The sequence below is a fragment of the Streptomyces sp. NPDC050997 genome (assembly GCF_040660135.1).
GTDB lineage: Bacteria > Actinomycetota > Actinomycetes > Streptomycetales > Streptomycetaceae > Streptomyces.
This window is the reverse complement of record NZ_JBFAGK010000003.1, coordinates 1-22,449: the sequence shown is the minus strand read 5'-3', so window position 1 is coordinate 22,449 and position 22,449 is coordinate 1. Positions and strand designations below refer to the sequence as shown.

General features: G+C 69.2%; 22 protein-coding genes. 18 read left to right on the top strand and 4 right to left on the bottom strand.

Annotation, left to right across the window (positions count from 1 at the left end; all coding sequences use genetic code 11):
- Positions 1–181: 181 nt before the first annotated feature.
- Positions 182–451, bottom strand: coding sequence for a hypothetical protein (locus AB0H86_RS06570; RefSeq protein ID WP_362433782.1), 270 nt, complete (start codon positions 449–451; stop codon positions 182–184).
- A gap of 29 nt (positions 452–480) precedes the next feature.
- On the opposite strand from AB0H86_RS06570, the gene AB0H86_RS06565 reads away from it, so the two are divergent.
- The 4 genes from AB0H86_RS06565 to AB0H86_RS06550 all read left to right on the top strand — a co-directional run bounded on the left by AB0H86_RS06565 (position 481) and on the right by AB0H86_RS06550 (position 3,883).
- Positions 481–1,446: a hypothetical protein gene (locus AB0H86_RS06565; RefSeq protein ID WP_362433779.1), complete on the top strand. Its 966-nt coding sequence runs from the start codon at positions 481–483 to the stop codon at positions 1,444–1,446.
- A 66-nt stretch (positions 1,447–1,512) separates the two neighbouring features.
- Positions 1,513–2,418: a hypothetical protein gene (locus AB0H86_RS06560; RefSeq protein WP_362433777.1), complete on the top strand. Its 906-nt coding sequence runs from the start codon at positions 1,513–1,515 to the stop codon at positions 2,416–2,418.
- Positions 2,419–2,429: 11 nt separating this feature from the next.
- Entirely contained in the window at positions 2,430–3,458 is a 1,029-nt protein-coding gene (locus AB0H86_RS06555) for an ImmA/IrrE family metallo-endopeptidase (protein WP_362433775.1), read from the top strand.
- 143 nt (positions 3,459–3,601) lie between these two features.
- Positions 3,602–3,883 carry a DUF3892 domain-containing protein gene (locus AB0H86_RS06550; protein WP_067425141.1) on the top strand — a complete coding sequence of 94 codons (282 nt, stop codon included), beginning with the start codon at positions 3,602–3,604 and terminating at the stop codon, positions 3,881–3,883.
- Positions 3,884–3,963: 80 nt separating this feature from the next.
- Here the strand turns inward: AB0H86_RS06550 and AB0H86_RS06545 are convergent, their stop codons facing one another.
- Complete coding sequence (locus AB0H86_RS06545) at positions 3,964–5,031, bottom strand: hypothetical protein (protein ID WP_362433772.1); 1,068 nt, start codon at positions 5,029–5,031, stop codon at positions 3,964–3,966.
- A 189-nt stretch (positions 5,032–5,220) separates the two neighbouring features.
- Here AB0H86_RS06545 and AB0H86_RS06540 point away from each other — a divergent pair, with 189 nt between their 5' ends.
- From AB0H86_RS06540 to AB0H86_RS06500, 9 genes are all read left to right on the top strand, one after another.
- Positions 5,221–5,484 (top strand): helix-turn-helix transcriptional regulator, encoded by a 264-nt coding sequence (locus tag AB0H86_RS06540; RefSeq protein ID WP_266469259.1) that lies wholly within the window; start codon positions 5,221–5,223, stop codon positions 5,482–5,484.
- 169 nt (positions 5,485–5,653) lie between these two features.
- Positions 5,654–6,502 carry a DUF6083 domain-containing protein gene (locus tag AB0H86_RS06535; protein WP_362433769.1) on the top strand — a complete coding sequence of 283 codons (849 nt, stop codon included), beginning with the start codon at positions 5,654–5,656 and terminating at the stop codon, positions 6,500–6,502.
- Complete coding sequence (locus tag AB0H86_RS06530; RefSeq protein ID WP_266469253.1) at positions 6,499–6,981, top strand: hypothetical protein; 483 nt, start codon at positions 6,499–6,501, stop codon at positions 6,979–6,981. Before AB0H86_RS06535 ends, AB0H86_RS06530 begins: the two co-directional genes overlap by 4 nt.
- The gene (locus tag AB0H86_RS06525; RefSeq protein ID WP_362433766.1) at positions 6,978–8,447 is read left to right on the top strand and encodes a UvrD-helicase domain-containing protein; all 1,470 of its coding nucleotides are present in this window, start codon (positions 6,978–6,980) and stop codon (positions 8,445–8,447) included. The genes AB0H86_RS06530 and AB0H86_RS06525 overlap by 4 nt, the downstream gene beginning before the upstream one ends.
- A gap of 422 nt (positions 8,448–8,869) precedes the next feature.
- Positions 8,870–9,175 carry a hypothetical protein gene (locus tag AB0H86_RS06520; protein ID WP_362433763.1) on the top strand — a complete coding sequence of 102 codons (306 nt, stop codon included), beginning with the start codon at positions 8,870–8,872 and terminating at the stop codon, positions 9,173–9,175.
- Between the two features lie 129 nt (positions 9,176–9,304).
- Entirely contained in the window at positions 9,305–9,592 is a 288-nt protein-coding gene (locus tag AB0H86_RS06515) for a helix-turn-helix domain-containing protein (protein WP_210918367.1), read from the top strand.
- Positions 9,589–11,145 (top strand): helix-turn-helix transcriptional regulator, encoded by a 1,557-nt coding sequence (locus AB0H86_RS06510; RefSeq protein ID WP_362433760.1) that lies wholly within the window; start codon positions 9,589–9,591, stop codon positions 11,143–11,145. The genes AB0H86_RS06515 and AB0H86_RS06510 overlap by 4 nt, the downstream gene beginning before the upstream one ends.
- A complete protein-coding gene (locus tag AB0H86_RS06505) occupies positions 11,146–11,721 on the top strand; it encodes a transcriptional regulator (protein ID WP_266469242.1) in 576 nt (191 codons plus the stop codon).
- Between the two features lie 232 nt (positions 11,722–11,953).
- Positions 11,954–12,853: a hypothetical protein gene (locus tag AB0H86_RS06500; protein WP_266469239.1), complete on the top strand. Its 900-nt coding sequence runs from the start codon at positions 11,954–11,956 to the stop codon at positions 12,851–12,853.
- A gap of 42 nt (positions 12,854–12,895) precedes the next feature.
- Here the strand turns inward: AB0H86_RS06500 and AB0H86_RS06495 are convergent, their stop codons facing one another.
- Positions 12,896–13,933, bottom strand: coding sequence for a TniQ family protein (locus AB0H86_RS06495; protein ID WP_362433758.1), 1,038 nt, complete (start codon positions 13,931–13,933; stop codon positions 12,896–12,898).
- A 175-nt stretch (positions 13,934–14,108) separates the two neighbouring features.
- On the opposite strand from AB0H86_RS06495, the gene AB0H86_RS06490 reads away from it, so the two are divergent.
- The 3 genes from AB0H86_RS06490 to AB0H86_RS06480 all read left to right on the top strand — a co-directional run bounded on the left by AB0H86_RS06490 (position 14,109) and on the right by AB0H86_RS06480 (position 19,780).
- A complete protein-coding gene (locus AB0H86_RS06490) occupies positions 14,109–16,484 on the top strand; it encodes a Helicase associated domain protein (RefSeq protein WP_362433755.1) in 2,376 nt (791 codons plus the stop codon).
- A 196-nt stretch (positions 16,485–16,680) separates the two neighbouring features.
- Positions 16,681–17,184, top strand: a complete 504-nt coding sequence (locus AB0H86_RS06485; RefSeq protein WP_362433753.1) for a hypothetical protein — start codon at positions 16,681–16,683, stop codon at positions 17,182–17,184.
- A 157-nt stretch (positions 17,185–17,341) separates the two neighbouring features.
- Positions 17,342–19,780, top strand: coding sequence for a Helicase associated domain protein (locus AB0H86_RS06480; protein ID WP_362433750.1), 2,439 nt, complete (start codon positions 17,342–17,344; stop codon positions 19,778–19,780).
- Between the two features lie 26 nt (positions 19,781–19,806).
- Here the strand turns inward: AB0H86_RS06480 and AB0H86_RS06475 are convergent, their stop codons facing one another.
- Positions 19,807–20,073: a hypothetical protein gene (locus AB0H86_RS06475; protein WP_362433748.1), complete on the bottom strand. Its 267-nt coding sequence runs from the start codon at positions 20,071–20,073 to the stop codon at positions 19,807–19,809.
- Positions 20,074–20,864: 791 nt separating this feature from the next.
- Between AB0H86_RS06475 and AB0H86_RS06470 the strand changes: the two genes are divergently transcribed.
- Positions 20,865–21,221 (top strand): HNH endonuclease, encoded by a 357-nt coding sequence (locus AB0H86_RS06470; RefSeq protein WP_143041108.1) that lies wholly within the window; start codon positions 20,865–20,867, stop codon positions 21,219–21,221.
- Positions 21,222–21,372: 151 nt separating this feature from the next.
- Positions 21,373–21,888 carry a hypothetical protein gene (locus AB0H86_RS06465; RefSeq protein ID WP_362433745.1) on the top strand — a complete coding sequence of 172 codons (516 nt, stop codon included), beginning with the start codon at positions 21,373–21,375 and terminating at the stop codon, positions 21,886–21,888.
- Positions 21,889–22,449 lie beyond the last annotated feature (561 nt).

Below are 22,449 nucleotides of genomic sequence, written 5' to 3'. Positions count from 1 at the left end.
TGCGCCAGCCGGCACCCGAATCCGCCTGCCGCCGTCGGCCTCCGTACCGGCAGCGGCCGACAAGAGCCGGATCGCCAGTCTTCCGCCACCTGTTCACCCGTCCCCTGGCCCCTTCCGGGCGATGACCGCTGCCGCAGCAGCCCGGCATCCCATGCTGTGCTGCTTCCGCGCTACGAGAACTTCACCGCCCGCCGGATCCACCTGAAAGGGTGAACAAGCTGGCGATAAGGCAGGACGTCGGGTACTGGCCGCCCGCGTCCTGCGTGCCGGTCTGGCCGTTGAACTCGCTTGCCAGGAAGCCGGCTTCGCTCTCCAGGAGGTCTCCTGCGCCGATCGCTCCGGGGGAAAGAGCGAAGAAGCTACGAACGAACGCACCTGTGGTTCCGGTCCAGGGCGTGTTGCCTGGTGTGACTGAGAAGGCAGGTGTATGCAGGCAGGCAGCCTGGTTCACGCGGTCCAGGCGGGTCGGGGGGTGAACCGGTGACGGGTGGAGCGTACGAAGAGCTGTCGCAGACGGGCGAGCCCGGGCCGAAGACGCTGGAACTGCTGCTGCGCATGGTCCACCAGGTGCGCCGTGCGTCGGGGTTTCCCCCGCCCGAGGGATACACGCAGTGGAGCGACGACGCGGCCTACGACGTGATCACGGCCATGCTGACCCGCCAGGGCGCAGGCCAGAAGTTCGTCACCGCCTGCTTCGCGCTGGCCATCAGCGATGCCACGCTGGAGCGGCTGTTCCTCGCGTCGATCAAGAACTTCCTCATCGACGAGGCGAAGAAGACCCCGCGGGGCAAACTGCGCCGCCGCATCGCCCGGCTGATGAGCGAGGACACGTCCTTCCGCCGCAGGCCCGGCTCCCCGCCGCGGTGGGCACTGAGCGGCCTGCCCGAGGACGCGGTGTGGCAGGGCGACCTCGACGATCTCATCGCCGAGGCCTCGCGCGTGGACGGGGTCGGGATCACCCGCTGGAATCATTCCGGGCCCACACCCCGTAAAATGGTCCAGGCCCTTATGACCGTTCTCACGCGGGTCCTTGAGCACGCCCAAGGGGCGGTGCGGGAGGAAGACCTCGCCAAGGTCCTCGAGTCACGGTTCGAGTTGTTGGCCCCGGCCCGCTTCACCACGCTCTTCGCCGACGACGGGACGCTCGTCGATCCGGCCGAAACCGGCACGGCGGCGGCCCCTGCCGACTCCATGGGCGCCAGCGGCGACGCCGAAGACATCTGGCAGCGGCTGACGGCCAACGAGCGCCTGCTGCTGCCCTACCTGGACGAAGACGCCCATCATGCAGCCCAGCTGCTGGAGATTGGACAGGCCCAGGCCGGGGCTGTTCTGGCAGGGCTGAAGGCAAAGCTCCGGCTTGCCCTGTCCGAGGACAGTGACCGGGAAGCAGTCATGCGAGCGCTGCTACGACGCTGTGAGGATCCACTTCCTGAGCCGCCCCTGTGACGTCGTCCGTATCCAGTGAGAAGAGAATGCGCAGATGGACCGCAGTCGAGGAGAGGGGGAGACAGGATGAACCCTGCCCAGAGCAGCGCCTACGAGCGGCTGCTAGCTGCTGCGGCGGCACTGAAAGTGCCCGACGCCGTCCGGGAGGTCGCCACTGCGCCGCCTCGAGATCCTGAGCCCAGCCAGATCTGGAGAGCGGTCTGGGAGGACACCATCCAGCTGCTGGTGATCACAGCGGTCGCAGACGACGCGGTGCAGGCTGTTCCGGTCTCCTTCGAACGCTACGCCGACACGGACACGCTGCTGCTGCCCGCCGGTGCCTCCACACTGGAGCAGCCGCTGGCCCTGTGGTGGGGACTGCAACTGTCCCTGCCCTGGTACGTGCTGGACCGTCAGGTCAGCCAGTTGACCGTGCCGCTGCCCGCCTCCACGGGCCCGGCACTCCCGCACGAAGTGCCGCCGGGCGCGACATGGGGGAGCACCGCGCCGCACCCCACGGCCGCGGCGGCGGAGTACCGGGGCGTCCTGGCCGACAGCCTCGCCGAACTGAGCGGTGCGCAATGGGTGCCACAGGGATCGGGAGCCCTGCCCGAACTGCTGCAGCGGCGGGGCATCACCATCAAACAGCTGGCCTCACAACTGAATCTGCAGCCCCCCCACGCCCTGGAGGTGTGGCGGGGACAGGCGCCCCTCACACCCGAGCAGGCAGAAGACCTCGCCACAGCGCTCGGCCTCGGCGCCGACGAAGTCCTGGCGGCCAATCCGGCCCTGCCCGCCCCCGTGATCCACGAGCTCAGCCGTCCCTCGCGCCGCCCCCAGGTACGCGCCCTCGCCACCCGCACCGCGACGAGCGAACCCGACGCCCGCCGCCGTGCCGCCTTCGGCATCTACGCCCTGGCGGCACGCCAGGAAGGCAGCACCACCGACTGGAGTGCGAGAACGGACCGCTACTTCGAACTCCATCTGCACTAGCGAGGTCAGCTGTGGTCAACTACTTACTCGCAGCCACTGCACGTCAGCAGGCCACCGCGATGCTGGCGGAACTGGAGACGCACACCCCGGGCGCAGCGCAGCGCCTGGCGCGCTCGGCCTTCACCGAACTGCAGACCTGGCCGGAGCTGACCGTCGACCTCGTCCCCGAAAGCCAGGCCGGTTCCCGCTGCAGTGTGGCAGGCGCCTACGACGTCGGACCGCCTGCGCGGATCTCCGTCGCCGAGGCGGCCAGTCCCGCCCGCCGGGACTTCACCGCCCTGCACGAGCTGGGCCACCACCTCCAGAAGAACAGCTTCGACCTGATGACGGCCTTCGAGAGCCAGTCCGACGGCGGCCTGCAGCTGGAGGACGCGGCCTGCGACGCCTTCGCCGCCGAGATCCTGCTGCCCACCCCGCTCGTCGACCACCACCTGGATGCCGCCGGCCCCACCGCTGACACGGTCGCCGACCTGTGGCGGGCGGGAGCCGCCTCCCGCATGGCCGTATGCGTGCGCGCCGTCCAGCATCTGCCCGCCCCCGGGCACATCCTCCTGCTCGATGACGGCGGCCGAATAGCCTTCGCCGCCTCCCACGGCCTGCCGCCCCTGCGCCGAGGAAGCTTCCAGGGCGACATCCCGGTCATCGACCGGGCCCGCGCCTCCGGCCGCGGACGCGCGCAAGGGCGCACCCAAGTCCGCTACCGCGACGGCATCCTGGGACGGGAACTGCACGCGCAGACCGCGCCGATGGGCGGCTACCTGGTCGCCGTCCTCGTCACCGACTCCGCCCCCTGGCGCCGCTTCACGCCCCCCACCAAGGACACCGGACCCCAGGCAGGCGACTACCTCTGCGCACACTGCGACGAGGAGTACCGCTCCTTCGATCCCGCCTGCTCCGCCTGCCGCGTCCCCCACTGCCCCGAGTGCGGCCGCTGCGCATGCACACCGCGCGTGAACGAACGCCTGTGCCCGGGATGCTTCATCAAGCATCCGCCCGCGATGTTCGCCGACGGCAGCGACCGCTGCCTTGACTGCTCCTGACACCCCGCCAGCCCCTCCAAGACACTCCCGTTGCGCTACCCGCGAGTTACGTCGTCCGTCCCAGGCGAAGCACCCCGCACCGGGGTGACGGGTCCCGGCGCCGGCTCCGGAACTCCGTCGGGCAAGGCCGGCAGAAGAGAACCATGGCCATCCAGATCACCGCGGTACGCCTGTCCGGCGGCACCCTGCACGAGCACATCACCCACCTGTGGTGGACCGACCCGGCGGACGGCAAGACCGGCGACAACACCCGGGCGCAGATCGTCACCTGGATCGAAGACAAGAAGGGCCAGGCCTACACGAGCGACGCGGGCGGGCACCGGGCGGAGGTCGTCGTGGTGACCCCGCCGCGCGGCGAGAAGTACCTGCAGACCCGCGCCGACGGCCGGTTGACCAACAACCTCCTGGCTCTTCCCCGCCGCTGAGCACTCCCGCCCTGGGGCGGGAGGAGAGGGCCGGCCGGGCCGCTGCTGGGGCGCACTGCCCCAGCAGCGGCCCGGGGCCGTCACGGACTGCTTCTCGGCTGCCGTGAGAAGGCTTCGGATCGTGCGGAGTCTTCGCCGGCCGGAGAGTGCGCCGGCAGCTCCCACCGGACCTCGCCGCTGTCGTGGTGGTGCCAGGCGGTCACGAGGCGGGCGCGGACCAGTTGGTCGAGGAGGTCCTCCAGTTGCTGGGGCGGCTGTCCGCACTGGCGGGTGAGGACGTCGAGCTCGCCCCCGCCCGCCCCGGAAGCGCTGTGGGCGGCCAGGGCGAGCGCGGTCAGCCGCAGAGCGGAGGGCAGGGCGGGCGGAAGGGCCAGCGGGGTGGGGTGCAGGGCCCATTGGGCGGCGCGGACGCGCCCCGTGCGTCCGGGGGCCTGGTGGAGGACGGCGGCGTCGAGCAGCTGTGCCTGGACGGGGGAGCATCTGCGGCTGGGGCGGTGCAGCCAGCCGGCGCGCTCCAGTTCGAGCCACAGCTCAGCGTGGCCGTGCAGCCGCATGCCGCGCAGGAAGCCGTGGGGCAGGCGGATCTGCCCGTGGCGGTCGGCGCGCAGTGCGCACTGCAGGGCGAGCAGCCGGGCGGCGGGAGAGGAGAAGCGGGGCAGCGCTGTGGCGAGGTAGGTGAGCATTTCGCGTACGCGCTGCTGCTCTGCCGGGCCGAACACAGGCGCAGTGCGCGCAGGGCGCGCCCTGCCGGCGGCCGACTGGGCGCGGCCGCCGGCGAGCAGCGTGGGCGGCACGACGGCGGTGTGGCTCATCGCCGCCGCGCAGGCGGCGCAGGCATCGGCCAGCCGCCATGCGCGCCCGCTGCGGTCGCAGGTCAGGGCGAGCAGGACGGGTCCCGCGCAGCCGCGGTGGCGGGGGTGCCAGTGGCAGCCTCTCGTCCGGCACTGGCAGGTGCGCAGATGCCCGGGCAGCGCGTCGGCGCGGGCATGGCGGGCCAGATGAGTAAGGGCGGCCGAGCGGGCGGAGGCGGCCGGCAGGACGGGGCTGTGTGCGCAGCGGGGACAGGTCAGGGCCGGCCCGCCCGTCTGCGGGCGCAGGTGCACCGTCCAGATGCGCTGCACCGTGGCGTGTGTGCTGGCAAGCCGCATCAGCTCGTTGTTCCTCCGTTCCGGTCCGCATCGGCCTCGCGCGGTGGCTCCCGGACGTGCGCGGGAGCCGCCCGCACCGTAGTGCAGATTCCTGCACTTGCGCAGAGTGGGCATCCGGCGCGCCCACCTGCACTGATAGTGCAGAAATCCGCACTGACAGGGCAGGTGTCTGCACCGTCGGATGGTGGGGTGACGATCTTGCCGCCCGACCCGGACCGCGACGCCCTGCGTGTGACGCTGGCGCGGCTGAGGAACGCGCGCGAGTGGACCTTCGACGAACTCGCCGGCCGCAGCGGCCTGGCCCGGCGCACGCTGATCGACCTCGAACACGGCCGGGCCGCAGGCACCGTCACCACCTGGCATGCCCTCGCGCACGCCTTCGATGTCCCCATCGAGCAGCTGCTCGGCTCGCTCTGCGGCGACCACACCCCGCCCGGATCCAAGGGCGCCTGACTCCGGCCGCGTCAGGCCTGGCGCGCCGCGCAAATCACCCGAACCGGCGAGCATGCATAGAACGCACACCCGCCGACTCGCATTGCCGTTCGACAGGGCTGGGCCGCCTGGGGGACTGCCCGCCCGCCGGCTCCGCCCTCGGGGCGTGTCACCTGGCACGGTCCTCGCCATGCGCCCCCACTCCACCCCCGGCTGCCACCGGGACAGCAGCCCCCGCACCATCCCGGCGCGCCGTCCGCTGCGGGTGGCCGCCACCAGCCCCAGCCGCCTGCTGCGCGCCGGCCAGTGCGGCCGCTGCCCCCGGTGCGGCAACCGCATCGACCTCTACCCGCGTGCCGACGGGCGTCCCATCGCCCTGCATCCCGCCGAACTGGCCACCACCCACGTCCCCGCCTCCTGCCACTGGCACCTGAGCTCCGGCATCGCCCACCCGCACGGCGACGGCAGCGCATGGTGCCGCGTTCCGCACGCCGTGCTCTGCCCGCAGCGCACTCCCATCTGCCGGATCAGCCCGTCCCTCACGTCGGTGCGCCGCCAACTCGCCGTACGAACCCGTCGCCTGATCGACACCGGTGTCTTCATCCCCACGGCTGCCCCCACCAGCGCAGCGCCTGACGGCCCCGACCGCCCTCTCGTACGGATGCTGCTGGGCTACTACCTCGCCGACGGCCCCGTGGAGGCCATCCGCTGCGTATCCCAGACGAGCCACCGAACCCGCTGCCCCCGTCCCGTCCTGGCCCCGGACGCCCCGCCCGGATCCTGGAGACTGCTGCCTGTCGGCACCCAACGCGGCCAACTCGCCCTGTCCGAACAGGTGACGGCCGTCTACGACCTCAGCCAGCTGCCCCATGCCGAACAACGGCGATGGCGTATCCAGCGCTGCCCCGCGCACGCCACCACCCACGGCGCCGCCGACCTGGCCCTGGCCGGATGGCAGGTCTTCGATCCCCTCCTGCACGCCCAGCACCTGCGTACCGGTCTGCCATACCCACCGGCACCCGGCAGCAAAGAGAGGTGACAATGCCGCACCACGCCCTGGAAATCCTCCTGACGCGCCCGCTGGTCCCGGCGGAGCTCCGTGACGCCGCCCGCGTGCTGCCGCTCGCGACCAACCACGACACCACCCGCCTCATGACCCTCGTACGCGCCAAAACCCCCGGCCGCGCCGCACACCGGCTGCGCCAGCACCTCGCCACTCGGCTCCCCGTGGACGTGATCACCACCCACTACCCGGACGCCGCAGGGCAGGTCCTGCTCAACCTCGCCTTCCCGCCCACCGTCCACGCCACGATCCGCCACGCAGCCCATGAAACGGGGCAGAGCCCGGAACTCTTCGTGAAGCTGGCCCTGCACCGCGCACTGGCCCAGCACGCCAGCGACGAGGCCGACCGGCTCGACCGGGCCGTGCAGCACCTGCTCGCCGGCACCACGGCCGCACACCTCCTGGCAGCCGTCGGCCACGCCCTGACCCGCACCCCCGGAGCAGCCCCCGCATGAACCCGACCGACGAACAGACGGCCGCAGCCGACGCCTTCCACGCCGACCACCACCTCGCCCTGCAGGCCGGCGCGGGTACCGGCAAGACCACCACCCTGACCCTGCTCGCCCGCACCACCAAACGCCGCGGCCGCTACCTCGCCTACAACCGGGCCATCGCCCAGGACGCACGCACCCGCTTCCCCGACACCGTGCAGTGCAAGACCGCCCACGCCCTGGCCTACGCCGCCGTCGGCCACCGCTACACCCGCCGCCTGAACGCCCCCCGCCGCCCGGCCTGGCAGACCGGACAGGCCCTCGGCATCACCAAGCCGATCCGCATCGGCGACCGCGACATCTCACAAAAGACCCTCTCCAACGCCACGCTGCGCACCGTGGCCGGCTTCTGCCACACCGCCGACGAGACGATCACCCGCCATCACGTCCCCCGCCTGCGCGGCCTGGAAGACAAGGACCTGCACACCCAACTCGCCGCCCACATCGTGCCGTTCGCCCGCAAAGCCTGGGCCGACCTGCAGCACCCCGACGACGGGGCCGTGCGCTTCGACCACGACCACTACCTGAAGATCTGGGCTCTCAGCCAGCCGAAGATCGACGCCGACTTCCTGCTGCTGGACGAGGCCCAGGACACCAACCCCGTCGTCGAACAGATCTTTCTCGATCAGCGCGGCCACGCTCAGCTGGTGATGGTCGGCGACTCCGCCCAGGCCATCTACCAGTGGCGCGGCGCCAAAGACGTCATGACAGGCTTCGAGGGCACTCAGCTCGTCCTGTCGCAGTCCTTCCGCTTCGGCCCCCATCTGGCCCAGGAGGCCAACCGCTGGCTTTCCATCGCGGAGGCACCGATTCGCCTGACCGGCACCCCCGCCGTGCCTACCGAACTCGGGCACCTCGTCCGGCCCGACGCCGTGCTGTGCCGCACCAACGTCGGCGCCATGGCCCACGTCATGGACCTGCTGGCAGCCGGATACCGCGTGGGACTGGCCGGGGGAGGGGACAGCCTGCGCGCCCTGGCCCTGGCCGCCCGTGACCTCAAGGAGGGCCGCCGCACCTCCCACCCCGAGCTGGTGCTGTTCCCCTCCTGGGGCGAACTGCAGGACTACGCAGCCCACGACCCGGCCGGACGTGACCTGCAGCCGCTGGTCGACCTCGTCGACACCCACGGCACCGACGCCATCCTGGCCGCCCTCGCTCACCTCACTCCGGAGCAACAGGCCGAGGTGACCGTGTCAACGGCCCACAAGGCCAAAGGCCGTGAATGGCCCTGCGTGAAGATCGCCGACGACTTCACCCCGCCGAAGGACACCGACAAGCACGACGACACCGGCCGCCCCGTCCCCGGACCGATCAGCGACAGCGAAGCCCGTCTCGCCTATGTCGCCGTCACCCGCACCCGCCGGCGCCTCGACCTCGGCGGCCTCTCCTGGATCCACGAGCACCCCGACGGAAACCCGCCGGCACGCTGACCGCCCTGCGGCACAACGGCAACCGTCGGCGCGGGCGAACCGAAGCACGGGCGCGGCAGGACCTCAGCTGGTACGTGGGCTGACATCCCCCTGGAAGCCGCTTTCCTTCCCACCCGTTGGCGGAACGCGGCAGAGCCTGGCCTACGCGGCGTCCTCCGCAACCGGGGCGCCGCCTCAAGCGGTACGGCGGACAGGCCCGACGCGCTGCCCGCGCAGGACGACGGCCGACGGGAGGGTGTGGGCTTGCGTGGCGCGGTCTGCCGAGAACGGCCAAGGCATCCAGGCCGCCCGCTGTCCACAGACGGACCCGGGCAGGCTCTTGGAGCCATGACACCAGCTCGCCGGGCCCCGCCCGGAACAGCAGGAAGGCGCCGCGCTGCGAGCGTCACGATGCCTTCCTCCATCCGGAGGAGCAGGCCGAGTTGGCCGCGCGGTTCCCGGCCGGCCACCAGGCGCAGATGGCATTCCTCCTGGCCGCCTACACCCGCAACGCCTCCGTGGTCGCCGCGCTCTTGGGCACCCGCGCGCGCACGGTGCACCGTCACTGCCGCGGGTGGTCGCTGCCTCCCGGGCCCCGGCTGCAGCGGGCCCTGCGCCGCCGTGTCCTGGACCTCGTGTGCCCGCGGTGTCTGTCCGACCGGGCGGTCGAAGAGGCACGCCAGGCGAAGCGGGACGCCCGGCGCGCGGGCCGCCGGATTCCGGGTGAACAAGACCGTCCCCATCGCTGACCTGCAGGGCCTGAGGAGAGACCCGTAGCAAGGGCCCGCGCGAGCAGGGTGGTGAAGCTTCTGTGCATAACTGAAAGCAATTTGCTGATATTCATGCGTAATTTGCATCGACTCGGATACAATGGGGGTGTGGGATTGACCTTGGAAGAGTCGTTGCGGCTGACGGTGGCCGCGTTGATGCAGGTGACGGGTGACTCGCAGCGGTCGGTTGCGGCAGTGCTGGGGCTGACGCAGACGCAGGTGTCGCGCCGGCAGTCGGGTGCCGTTTCGTGGAGTCTGCGCGACGTGGATGTCCTGGCCGAGCATTACGGCATCGGCGCCCTGGACTTGCTTGCGGGTCCGACCAGAGCATGCGAGGCGCTGCCCGCCGACCGGCGCCGTTCCGTCCGGGCCGAGACGAAGGGGGCGAGCCGGTGAGTGACTTCGACGCGATCGACTCGCTCCTCGACGCCGTCGGCCCGCAGGCCGAACTCCCGCCCTGCCAGGTACGCCGCGAGCTGCGGGAGCGAGCCCGGCTGTCCAAGGCGCAGGTGGCCCGTGCGCTCGGGGTGAGCCCGTCCACCCTCAGCGGATGGGAGAACGGCCGGGACCCGGCCGGTGAGGTCCGCACCAAGTACGCGTATCTGCTGGACGGGCTGAACGCCAAGCTCACCACCGAGACCGAAACCACCATGGCGGAGCCGGCTGAGGAGCGGTCCGCGGCATCAGGCACTGCTGCGGCGGCCGTCGCCTCTACGCCGTCGACGGAACCCGGCCAGGACGAGGACGAGGTGGAGTCGCTCGCCGTGCCCGAGCCGTGTGTGCTGTGCGGGCGTCCGGCCCAGCAGCGTGTGGCGGGGTTCGCTCAGCATCTGGATCCCTCCGGCTGCCAGGCAGCCCCTGCACAAACCCCGAAGCCCTCGCCCACCGCGCCATCTGCCCGCGCCCAAGTGCCGCGTACGGCCCGCCCGCCCCGTCCGGCCGACGGTAAAGACACGGTCCGGCGCGGGCGGGCGTTCCAGGAGCCGTCCGGGCCGACCGACTTGATCCACGAAGCGGTGCACGCCATGCTCGCCGAGCACCAGGGCAACGTCGAGGCCGCGAGCGCCGTACTGCTGAAGCGGGCCATTCCGGACGCGATGCGCCTGCTGGACGAGACCCGCAAGGGCGCCCGCTACGACGTGATCGCCCACCCCTGGATCCCCGACATCCTCAAGAAGCAGACCTCCAAGGGCGCCGACCAGATCTGGGAGGCGCGCCCCAAATGGACCCGCACCGCCCTCCCGCCCGGTCGGCACGAGGTGACCGCGCTCGACATCAACGGCGCCTACCTTTCGGCACTCAAGACCCACCTCCCGCTCGGCCAGCTGGAACACTCCACGGGCTTTGCCCACGACCGGCGCCGCGCCGGAGTCCACCTGATCACCCCGCCCGCCTGGGAGCACGACGCGGTGCTGCCCAACCCGGTCGGCCAGCGCGACGAACCAGGCCCCCTGTGGGTCACCGAACCGACCCTGCGCCTGCTGCTGCGCCTGTCCGGCCCGAAGCACCGCCTGTGCGAGCCGCCCGAGGTCCACGAGTCGTACACCTCGGGAGCCACCGAGAACCTCCTGGAGAAGTTCCGGATCGCCCTCAAGGACGCCCGTGACACCGCGATCGCGGACGGCGACGGGCTGACGTTTGAGTACGTGAAGGCGATGTACTCCAAGTTCGTGTCCACGATGGGGGAGTCGAACTACAACCGGGAGCTCTACCGTCCGGACTGGATGCACATCATCCGCTCCCAGGCCTTCGCCAACCTCTGGATGAAGGCGCTCAAGGCTCACGACGCGTCACTGACGGTCGTACGGGCGATGGGCACCGACGAACTCCACGTCATCGGAGACTGGCGCCGTGTCTTCCCTGAAGGCCGCGGTGTTACCGAGGTCAAGGTCAAGGACACGTACACCGCCGGAACCGATGCCGAAGCCAGCACGGGGGAGAAGCAGTAGATGCCGGAGAAGAACATCGACTTCGGGAAGTTCGGTGCGAGCGGGATCAAGGGCAGCGAAGCCGTCGCCCGCCAGCTCGACTGGCTCGCCGCTCACATCGCCACCCCGGTGACCGCCAGGCGTGGCCTGATGGCACGCCTGCACTACCTGACGACATCGGACAGGGCCTGGCAGGCGGCCAAGGACGCCGGACTGACCGTGAGCGACCGGACGCTGAAGGCATGGCTGGAGGGCACCCGCCGTCCCTCGAAGGCCAACCTGGAACGCATCGACGCCGCCTACCGGGCGGTGCGACGCCGCAACGTCGCCCGCCACCTCACCGCCCGCCTCAACCGCGAGGGCCGCGGCACTCGCGTGGAGATCCACCCCCTCGACCAGTCCGGCGTGGCGCGCCAGCTCCAGCGGGTCGTGGCACATCGGACGATGAACGTGCGCCGCTGGGACAAGATCGTCGCGTCCTGGGCGGCCGGCGACCATCAGGGCCTGGACGACGCCTGGACCGCCGATGTCCTGCCCGACCTGGGCTCCCAGTGGGGCCAGTACGAGTACGTCAAAAACATCGGCTTCGCCGCGTAGCAGCCTGCGCCCGGCAAGAAAAGGGGTCTCCAGCGCCCGCCGCCCTGACGTCCGGTGGTGCTCACTGGCGCGGGGTGGAGCAACTCGGTAGCTCGCCGGGCTCATAGCCCAGAGATCTTCTCCGAACTACCGCTCGAAGCAGCGAGAAGCGCTGCTTGCGGCCGCTTCTGGATCTACCCTTGGTTCCAGGACCGGCCGAGGCCACCTCGGCGCTCGCCGCTTCTGGAGGGCCATGCCAACGGCAACACCCATTCCGCTATCGCCCGACGTCATCGAATACGTACGGGGTGTCTTTTTCGACGTGAACGAACGCGTAACGGCGAGGCTCGACCGTATGCCGACCGTGCATGAGGAGACCCTCGACTTCGCATTCGTAGACGCAGTCGCCGAAGCGCAGGGCCCTCATCTGTTGCCATCCGGCACCCTCGTCGATATTGATGTTCACTTTGTTGGCGGTGGCCGACATTGGGATCGGTGGGAAGTTGCCGATATCGGCTTCATCGTCACTTTCCGACTCGATAACACTCTCCTACGTACCAAGGTGGTGCTACTGCAGAGCAAGCGCCTCTATCCCAGGGAATCTGAATTTATCGAGGATGAAGGGATCACTCGCCCTGGCGGTTTCGGATCGCTGATGCGCCCCTCGCTCCCCGCCTCTCTGGGGTCACGTACGTTTCGGTTTGACGAGGCTTGCCGATACAAAGCCCTTCAGGTGGGCGACACCCAGTGGCAAGCGATTTCACACTATGAAAAAGAGTACAATCTCCCCGTTCATTATCTGCTGTATCACCCTCACTCGATACCGACGCAAGCATCTATCCCGGTAGCTATCCCGCTGGAGCGTCCAATTGCTCCGCCAGATGTGGGGGCGCGCGTACTCTCAGGAGAGGCCCTTCGGCTACTTACTCGTGAATTTTCACGGAATTATGCCCCTTCTTATGGGGAGCTGCGAGATGGGCACGGACAAGTGGGCTATGGCCTTCCCGAATTCGTGGTTGGCAGAGTGCTATCTTGTCTCGATGGCTACGTAGTCGACGACGCAACGGACAATGAGGGACTGCGACGCGTCTTCAGTCAGCGAGGTGCCCCCATTGCTGCGGCGGTGCGCATGGACATCAACCTGCCCGGATAATCTCAGAACCATACGGTTCGGAGCCCCCCGCTCGGATGTGGCCTACATGTCGGCGGCTGCCATGCCCAACTGCCAGGTCAGGCAAGAGCGTTGGCTCACCGGACCGGTCCGGGACGCGATCCGGCTGTGCCCCGCCCCGAGCACCAGCCCGCTTCGGCCCGCCGGACCGGACGGCGCGGGCACCCCCCTACGGTGGCGCCCCAGCCACATCAGCAGCGCCTGACGCCCTTCAGTCACGTCCACCCCCCACCCGGCCATCAACTGCTCCACGCCCGCAAGCCATCGGGACCGGTCCGCCGTATCCCGCCGCCCCGCCCGTTCGAAGTCCACCATGGCGTGCGCAAGTTCCGCGGCCTCCGAGTAGATCACCAGTGGGGCCGCCCGCATCTCCCGCGCGTCCAACCCAGCCGTCCAGGCCCGCCGCACCCAACATACGGTGTCCGGCATCCGCGTCCACCAGTACACCGCCACCTGGAAGGCATCGGCGAACAACTCCTCGCCGACCGGCCCCCACCGTTCGGCCAGCTGCTGCCGTACGCGCTGCGCGGTCACCGTCTCGGGCAGCTCGGCCAGCTGCACGAAGTCCGGACCGCGGCCGCGGGAGTCGTCCGACCAGTAACCGTGCCGCAGACAGACCTGCCAGCTGTCCGGCGACATCAGCCACACCGTCTGGCCGACACCCAGGGCATCGGCACACAGCGGGCAGTACCGCACGAGGTGCCCCGCCACGGGCTCCCAGCGCCACCACCACTGCGCCGCCTCTTCGCCTGGCAGCAGGTGCTCCGCGCCCAGGCTGGGCAGATCCTGCTGCAGAAGACCAGCCGCACGGTCAGCAAGGACAGCCAGATAGCGCAGCCCCGCCTCGTTCATGTACATCTCGGTGGACTGCGGGTACTTCTCCACCCGTTCGGTGTACGCGGATGCCTCGCCCTGTCCGACGCGGTCGAGGAACGCCGCCAGGCTCAGGCCGTTGGCGTGCGCGAGCCGGTTCACGAACGACCCCGTCGACTCACCCAGCACCGGCCGCACACGCAGCGGCAGCGGCCGGCGAGGCCCGTACAGACCGGGATCGTCCAGCACCGCTGCCCTTCCCGCCGAAGCCGTCACCACGGGTCACCGTGACCGGCCCGCCAGCAGGCGGTCAAGAGCACCGACACTCGTTCAGGTGAACCCAGGCGAACGCCCAGGCACGGCCTCGCACACTCCTTCCACCCTGTGAACCAGGTGCCTGTGCACACCGTCACCCGGGAGGACCATGGCCACGACGACACGCATCCGCCCGGACACGACCGTCCCCGCCCCCGCGACTGCCTCGCGCCTGAAGACCCGCCTGCGCGGAGGCCAGCAAATCGCCGTCGACACCTCCGCGAGCAGCTTCATCGAGGGCTACCGCCGTGTCAGCGTCTACATGGCCACCGGCACCGGAAAGACCCTGGTGGCCCTGCACGTCGTCCAGGAAACCGCACCCGAAGGCGCCTCCCTGGTGGCAGTCCCCTCCCTGCGACTGCTTGAGCAGACCGCCGCGAAATGGCACAGCGAAGGACGTCCCGGCCGCTACCTCGGTGTCTGTTCCTCAAGCCACCCGGCAGACCCGTACCTGGCCGACATCCTCACCATGGTGGGCACCGCCGATGACCTGGCCTGGCAGGCAGCCGACACCCCAGGACCGCTCAACGTGTTCTGCACCTACGACTCCCTGGACAAGGTCGTCGAAGCCCACCGCGACTTCCATCTGCCCCGCTGGGACATCGTGGTCGCCGACGAAGCCCACCGCACCGCCGGTGACTACGACAAGCCCTGGGCCCGCATCCACCACGACGACAAGCTGCCCGCCCGCCACCGTCTCTACATGACCGCGACGCCCCGTGTCTTCGACGAGAAGAAAGCCCGCGAAAAGGGCATCAACGCGGACACTGTCATCGCCTCCATGGACGACGTGAGCATCTACGGGCCCGTCGTCTACCGCATCTCCCTGAGAGAGGCGATCGATGAGGGGCTCCTCGCCGACTACCGCATCGCCGGCGTCGTGATCAGAGACGAAGACCTGCGGGGCCTCCTGAACCGGCTTCCCGCGAACACCTGGACCGGCGAAGCCTTGCGTGCCGCAGCCGCTCAAGTGGCCCTGCTGGTCGCGCAGCACCGCTATGACCTGCGCCGCACGCTGACCTTCCACCCCTGCATCGCCGCGGCGGACGTCTTCGCCGAAACACTCCACGAGACCGCGGCCCTGATGCCCCCGGCCTACCACGCGCCCCTGCAGGTCGGCACCGTCAGCTCCCGGCAGAGTCCCTTCGAACGCCACAAGAATTACACCGACTTCGCCTCCGCGCCCCTCAACACCCCCGCCTCACAGCAGCCGCCCCGCCGGGCCGTCCTCACCAACTGCCGCTGCTGCGCCGAAGGCGTCGACATCCCCGCCATCGACTCCCTGCTCTTCGCCCACCCCAAGACCAGCAGCATCGACATCATCCAGTCCATCGGACGCGCACTGCGCCAGACCCCAGGCGACAACAAGATCTCCACCATCGTCATCCCCATCTACATGGCACCCGGCGAAACCCTCGAGGAGGCCGTCAAGAAAACCGCCTTCCACCTGATCTACCGGGTTCTCATCGACCTCGACGTCTACGACGAGCACACCTTCCACCTCGTCGACCACTTCCGGTACCCGAGCGACCCCACCGCCACCCCCCAGATCGCCCCGCGCCCGGAACGCGCCGACGAGATCATCCCCGTTCTCGACCTGAACGATGTCATGGCCCCCAACCGCGTATGGGAGGCCGCCTTCGAGGCCGCCACAGACTTCTACCTCCAAAACGGCCACCTCGACGTCCCCAGCCGCTACCTCCACGACGGCCGCTTCTACCTCGGCTGGTGGATCGGCGCACAGCGCTCCATGCGCAAGAACGGCCTGCTCCTACCCGAACGCATCGCAGCACTGGACACCCTCGGCATGATCTGGGAGCACCCCCCGCACAGCATCGAGCGCAAACTCCTCATCGCCCGCGACTACGTCACCCGCCACGGACACCTCGCCCCCCGGTGGGTCGAACACCACCAAGGCCTGCACCTGGGCCGCTGGCTCGCCGACAGCCGAAAGGAAGCCAACACCCGCCGCCTGCCCCACTGCTACCAGCGGGCCCTGAACGAGATCTACCCCTGGTGGAACACCAAAGGCAGAGCCGAATGGAAACGCACCTACGCCCGCGCCCACGCCGCCGCACGCGACAAGACCCTGATCTTCCCCGGCCCGCACCAACTCACCGGCGCCGCCCCTGTGCTGACCCAATGGCTGGCCGAGCAGATCGACAACCTCGCCGGGCTCGAGGACTACCAGCGCCACCTCATGGGCGATCTCCCCATCGAGCACCCCTTGGCCCTCCTGCTGCGCCGCCCGCGAGGCTCTTCCCAACGGGCCTTCGCCCGAGGATTGAAGGCCGCCTACGCCTACCGCTGCCGCCACCAACACCTGGACGTTCCCTACAACTACACCTGCGAAGACGGCTTCGCCTTGGGAAGGTGGCTCGCCGAGAAGCGGCGTTTTCCGCAGGCCCTCTCGCGAGAACAACTGGACGCCCTGGAAGCCCTCGACATGCGCTGGATCTCACGCCACCGGCACCGCACACCCTGAACCGCCGACCAACCGGCAGACCACGGGCGCGCCCCTGCGCTCCGCCCCCCGAACGAACAGCTGCACCGGATCCTCCCGGCAGCGCCCGCCGCACCCGCCCAACAGACCCGGAACCCGAGCCCGGCAGACATCACCAGACGTACCGCAGCCCAAAAGCACGAAAGAACCGAACGACCTCAACCAGGAGCACGGCATCATGACGACACCGCCCCACTCGCCCGGCCGGCTGCCTGCCTTCAGCATCGGCCTCACCCACGTCACACTCCCCACCTCACAGGTACAGGTCAACCGCCTGACCGAACTCATCAACGAAGTCACTCTGGGCACCGACGTGATCGTGATCGTGGTGAGCCCCGCCACCCACCTGGCCGAGACCGACGTCGATCCAAGCCGCTTCATCTGGCCGACCTGGCAGGGAGAGACCATCCCCGAGGCCCACCAGAAGTGGAAGGCCGTCTTTGCTACCCAGGACCGCACCTTCAGGGGCATCTACTACGAGGGCCCCACCCTTGAAGAGACGCAGACCTTCCGCGTCCCGGCCACCGTTCTGTCCGACGCGATGTGGAAGATGACCCAGAACGAGCCGCCCTGCGCGGTCCTGTGCACCGGCCTCACCGGAGACCCCTCCGCAGCCGAAATCACGACCGCCCTAAAAGAAGGAAGGCTCCAAGCAGTCCTGGTAGAAGCCCTGTTCGCCTAACCGCAGACCAGCCCCACGCCATCCCCTAACGTTGCACAGACACAACCCGCACCCACCGACCCGGCCCGCTCCTCTCACAACACCACTCAGCGAAGGACACCCGACACGATGGATCCCGCCGGCCACCGCTCCATCGCGCACTGAGGATCTTGTTTCAATGCCCTCTGAGGAGCCCATCGCCGAGATCTCCGCCGTCACCGCCTCCCGCACCCGCCCCGCCAGGCTCTCACTACGCCCGGACCAGCAGCGGGCGGTCGACAGCGCGGCACGTCACCTGGCACGCGAACACACCCGCGGACACATGGTCTCGGCCTGCGGCACAGGCAAAACGCTCACCGCGCTGCGGACCGCCGAAGCCCTCGACGCCCGACACCTGCTGATCGCCGTGCCGAGCCTGGACCTCATCTCGCAGTGGGCCAGCACAGCCCGCAACGACGGACGCCCAGAACCGATGATGGCCGTCTCATCCCTGGCCGCAGCCAAGCACCCGGTCCTGGCCGGAGCAGCCGTCCACAGCACCAACACCCCAGAGTTCCTGGCAACGTGGCTAGCCCGGCACGAGCACGCCACCGTCTTCGTCACGCTTGACTCCCTCCCGAGAATCGAACAGACCCAGCACACCCGTGCCCCCGTGCCGACCTTCGACCTCCTGATCGTCGACGAGGCACACCGCACCGCGGGAAGCTGGGACAAGGACTGGACCGTCCTGCACGACCACACCCGCATCCGAGCCGACCGCCGCCTCTACCTGACCGCCACCCCCTACGAATGGGACCCACCCCGCCTGACCGAAGCACCCACCACCCGCCCCCAGCCCAAACGCACCGCAGCCACCGCCCCCGCCTGGGACACCCCCGCCCTCGTCGCCTCCATGGCGGACCCCAAGACCTTCGGCCCCCGCCTGCACACCTACAGCCACGCCGATGCCATCGACGATGGAGTCCTCGCCGACTACCAACTGGTCGTCCCCACGATCACCGACACCCACCTGCGCACCGTCCTCACCACCCCCGACACCTACTCCGGCTTCGGCCCGACCGCACGCCGCACCACCGCCCTGCACCTGGCAGTCCTCAAAGCGATGACCGAACACGACCTCCACCACGTGATCGTGTACTTCCAGCAGGTCGCCGACGCCACCGACTTCGCCTGCCAGTTCCCCCACACCCTGCGCACCCTCACCGACGACCAACGTCCCGCCTGGACCAGCGACCTGGTAGTCCAGTCGATCAACGGCACCCACAGTCCCGGCCAGCGCCACGACATCCTCACCGACTTCGCTACCGCCGACCGCGCCGTGCTGACCAACGCCCAAGTACTGGGGGAGGGCGTCGACCTGCCGGCCGTCGACGCCGTCGTCTTCGCTGACCGCACCGCCAGCGTCCGCCGCATCGTCCAGGCCCTCGGCCGCGCCCTGCGCAAACCCCCCACCCAGACCGCAAAGACCGCCAGCCTCGTCGTTCCCGCCTACATCCCTCACGGCGCCGACCCCACCGACCTCCTCGGCACCCCCTACGAAGCCCTCTGGCTCGTCACAGCAGCCCTGCGCCACCACGACCAGACCATCGCCGCCCGCGCCCCCCGCACCACCGCAAAACGCCGCCTGGAACAGGGCACCCGCACGCTCCTGGCCCGCCGCTTCCGCTTCGACTTCACCCTCGACCCCGACAGCATCGCCCGTGCCATGGACCTGATCGCCTGGCCCGCCGACGCCGCCGCCCTTTCCGCCCCCCGCCGGGCAGGCTTGGCGGCCGCGACCCGCTTCCACGCCGAACACCGCCACCTGCGCGTGCCCTCCGACTACGAAGACGCCTACGGCTACCGGCTCGGCGCCTTCATCACCAGCCAGCGCACCGCCCGCAGACAAGGCATCCTCACCGAGGACTGGATCGCCGAACTCGACGCACTCGCCATGATCTGGGACGACCACGAAGCCGCCTGGCAGGGCAACCTCACCACCGTCACCGCCTTCCACACCGAGTATGGCCACCTCGCCATCCCCGACCACCAGCCCGGCGGCCGCTTCCTCGGCATCCAGCGCACCCTCGCCCGCGACAACCGCCTCGACCCCGACCGCCACGCCCAGCTCGCCGCCCTCGACCCCGACTGGACCCTCCCGCACGGCCCCGACTGGCATCGCAAGTACCACCTCCTGCGCCGCCACATCGAGGCCGGCAACAGCCCGGCTGCCCTGTACCGCGACACAGTGATCGACGAGGTGAAGGCGGGAAGCTGGCTGCACCGCCAGCTCTCCACCTGGGACCGCCTCGCCCCCGCCCAGCAAGCTCTCCTCACCCGCCTGCAGCTGACCCCCGCAAACCCCCTGACCCCTGCCAGGCCGGCGAGCCCGCCCACAGCGAAGCGGCGACGTCGTTCCTTCGAGCAGAACGCGCAGATCCTCCAGCTCTTCGTCGAGCACTGGAACCGCCCGCCCGGTGCACGGGAATGGATCGAGATCGACGGAGAACGCATCATGATCGGCCCATGGCTGTGCAAAGCCCGAACCAGACGCGACGCTGGTCAACTCGCAAAAGAGCAGGATGACTTGATGGCCCGGATCCTCCAGGAAGCCTGGACCGCCCCAGTACCGGAGTAACGCACCAGGCTCGAAAGGCTACGCGGTCACTGTTCTGGCCCCTCGGTGACGCCGAAGCTGAAGCCGACCTCGAAGGCGGGCGATTCGTCGTACGCGGAGTGCCTCATCTGCTGGTCCTGTATGTCGAAGAAGCCGTCCTCGACGAGGGCGCCGCCGTCCCAGTACCAACGGGCAAGACGATCGGCGGCTCCGGCGAACTTCGTCGTCCACGAGCCCGAGCTCACGCTGATCCTGCCGATCGACGCTCCAGCGGCCATGGCGGACACCGACTTCATGCTCGGCTCGTTCGGCATGGGCGCCCAACTCCACGACCGCGAGTCCGTCTCCGTGCGCGTAGCGCTCGAGATTCCCCGACCCGAAAGGTTTGTTATCGGTAAATGGATCGAGTTGACTCCATGAGGTTCAACCCGCTTTGGATCTCGCCAGCCCTGATACGATCTTGGTTGCGAGATGGGCGGCCCGGCAAGGTGTTACCGCACCTTGCCGGGCCGTCTTCTCTGGCGAACTCGATGGGAGCGAGTCACCAATGGCAGAGCCTAAGTGCTCCATAGAAGGCTGCGAGAAGCCGCAGAGGTACAAGGCGAGCGGCTGGTGCGGGATGCACTACGCCAGGGCGAGGAAGTACGGCACCCCCGATGCAAGGGTGCGTGAATACACGGCACAGACCGGTACCTGCCGGGCGGAGGGGTGCGACCGTCCGGCTCAGCGCAAAGGGTGCTGCCAGGCCCACTACGTGCGACTGTTCCGTGGGGAGAAGGATGCGCTCGCAACCCCCATCAGTACTCAGACGAAGAAGACTTGCACCCTGGACGGCTGCAGCAGAACGCACGTTGCCCGCGGGTACTGCGATCTGCACTACAGCCGGATGCAGCACAAGGGAGATCCTGGGGGCCTGGACTTTCAGGAGAAGACTCCTCGCCCCGACAAGTGCCAGGGGCCGGAGTGCGACTCGCCGGTTCGCGCTAAGGGGTACTGCTCGGCCCACTACCGGCAATGGCGCGAGGGTCAAGAGCTGGTCCCTAAGTTGTCCTTCGCCCCGGCAGGAAGCGGACATACCAACAAGAACGGCTACAGGGTCTTGTCAGTGACCGTCGATGGCGTGCGGCGCAGCGTGTTCGAGCACCGTGTAGCTGTTGAGGAGGCGCTCGGCCGCCCGCTGTTGCCGACGGAGACGGTGCACCACGTCAACGGCATACGCCATGACAACAGCACCGACGGCCCGCTCATCCTGGATGAGCGGGGCCGACTGCGTTCGGGGAACCTCGAGTTGTGGTCGCACGCGCATCCGCGCGGTCAGGAGATCGGTCCGAAGCTGGATTACGCGCGGGGCCTGCTGGCGCTGTATGGGTCGACTGAGGAACGGCAGCGGTTCGCTGAGTTCGCGCGGCATGTGGTGGAGAACGAGGGCGGCGAGGACGGTTCTGACGGGCAGGCGACGTAAGAGCGGGGCGGACTTTACGGTCCGCCCCGCTCGTTGTTCAACGCCGCGCCGCTGGAGCCCCCGGCCAGCTCCGGAAGCGCCGGAAGTCCCGCTCGATCCGGGCTACGTCTCGCCCGTTGAAGCGATCCCGGCCGAGGAGAACCTCGCGGACGTGATCCTCGACGACGCGACGAAGGAGCCGCCCGCGGACCCGGACGCCGTGTTCGTTCCGGAGCTGCCCTACGGCTCCAACCGCGTGTGTCAGTACCGCCTGGTGGAGCGCACGTTCCTCGGCCCGCACAGCAGCCCGATCGAGCGTCTCCTTCTGCCCGAGGGCGATCCCACCCTGCTCGGACGGGCCCCAGCCCGCCCCGACCGAATGCACGCCGCGCATCGGGCGCTGCTCGCCAGCACCGCCCCTGAAGCGCGGACACTCGGACCACAAGCCCAACTGGCGAGCGTGTACCTCGCGGCACACACCGACCCTGAAACCGGCAACGGCCTGGAAGAACTCGACCAGATGGCACGCTCCTGCGATATCAGGCCTGCAGAGCTGGCCCGCACCCTCGATCCACCGACAGCCACAGCACTGCTCGAGACATGGCAGGCATCCCCGTACTCCGGAGACCTGCACTGGACCCTTGCGCGTACATCCAGAAACGCCCCACGCATCGCCGGTGAGCGGTAGTCAAAAGCCCCTACAGAAGCTGCCGTAGCCAGCCACCAGCTCACCCCGGCACCGAACACAGCCTCGCAGCAGTAGTTCTGAGAGGCGATCAAGTAGCGCTGATCCAGAGGGTGAACGACGCGACCGATCTCTGCTCCAAGTCGCAGTCTTTCGCCAACCACCCGGCGTCGCGAGAACGAATCGCGGTGGGAAGCTGGCCCGAACAGGGGGAGCCCCATGTTTCAAAAATATGGGGAGTTTTCTGCTTCCTTAGACGAAGAGAAAGCTCGACCGTCCCACCCTCCTTAGCCCGGAAGAACCCCGCTACGCAGCCAGCCCGAAGGCGCACCGCGGAGCGGGGCGCCTTCCCAACTTCCTTCACCACGCAACCAGCTGAAGGAAAGTCAGCAGGCAAGGTGCATGGGAAGCTGATCGCGGAGTGATCGGGTTCCCATGCACCGTACCCACCTCATGCTCCACGGAGTGGAGCACACCGGCCACGGAGTGGCCGACAGGATGCGGAGCATCCTGCTTTCCCGCCGCGTAGCGGCGGCGCGTCGTGTCTGCGGAGCAGACCGCGCG

Excerpts from the sequence above, each read along its gene's own strand:
- AB0H86_RS06485 (WP_362433753.1), top strand. The coding sequence starts at position 16,681 with ATGACGACACCGCCCCACTCGCCCGGCCGGCTGCCTGCCTTCAGCATC.
- AB0H86_RS06525 (WP_362433766.1), top strand. The coding sequence starts at position 6,978 with ATGAACCCGACCGACGAACAGACGGCCGCAGCCGACGCCTTCCACGCC.
- AB0H86_RS06505 (WP_266469242.1), top strand. The coding sequence starts at position 11,146 with ATGCCGGAGAAGAACATCGACTTCGGGAAGTTCGGTGCGAGCGGGATC.
- AB0H86_RS06545 (WP_362433772.1), bottom strand. The coding sequence starts at position 5,031 with ATGCGGCTTGCCAGCACACACGCCACGGTGCAGCGCATCTGGACGGTG.
- AB0H86_RS06480 (WP_362433750.1), top strand. The coding sequence starts at position 17,342 with ATGCCCTCTGAGGAGCCCATCGCCGAGATCTCCGCCGTCACCGCCTCC.
- AB0H86_RS06490 (WP_362433755.1), top strand. The coding sequence starts at position 14,109 with ATGGCCACGACGACACGCATCCGCCCGGACACGACCGTCCCCGCCCCC.
- AB0H86_RS06560 (WP_362433777.1), top strand. The coding sequence starts at position 1,513 with ATGAACCCTGCCCAGAGCAGCGCCTACGAGCGGCTGCTAGCTGCTGCG.
- AB0H86_RS06535 (WP_362433769.1), top strand. The coding sequence starts at position 5,654 with ATGCGCCCCCACTCCACCCCCGGCTGCCACCGGGACAGCAGCCCCCGC.
- AB0H86_RS06500 (WP_266469239.1), top strand. The coding sequence starts at position 11,954 with ATGCCAACGGCAACACCCATTCCGCTATCGCCCGACGTCATCGAATAC.
- AB0H86_RS06475 (WP_362433748.1), bottom strand. The coding sequence starts at position 20,073 with ATGCCGAACGAGCCGAGCATGAAGTCGGTGTCCGCCATGGCCGCTGGA.
- AB0H86_RS06550 (WP_067425141.1), top strand. The coding sequence starts at position 3,602 with ATGGCCATCCAGATCACCGCGGTACGCCTGTCCGGCGGCACCCTGCAC.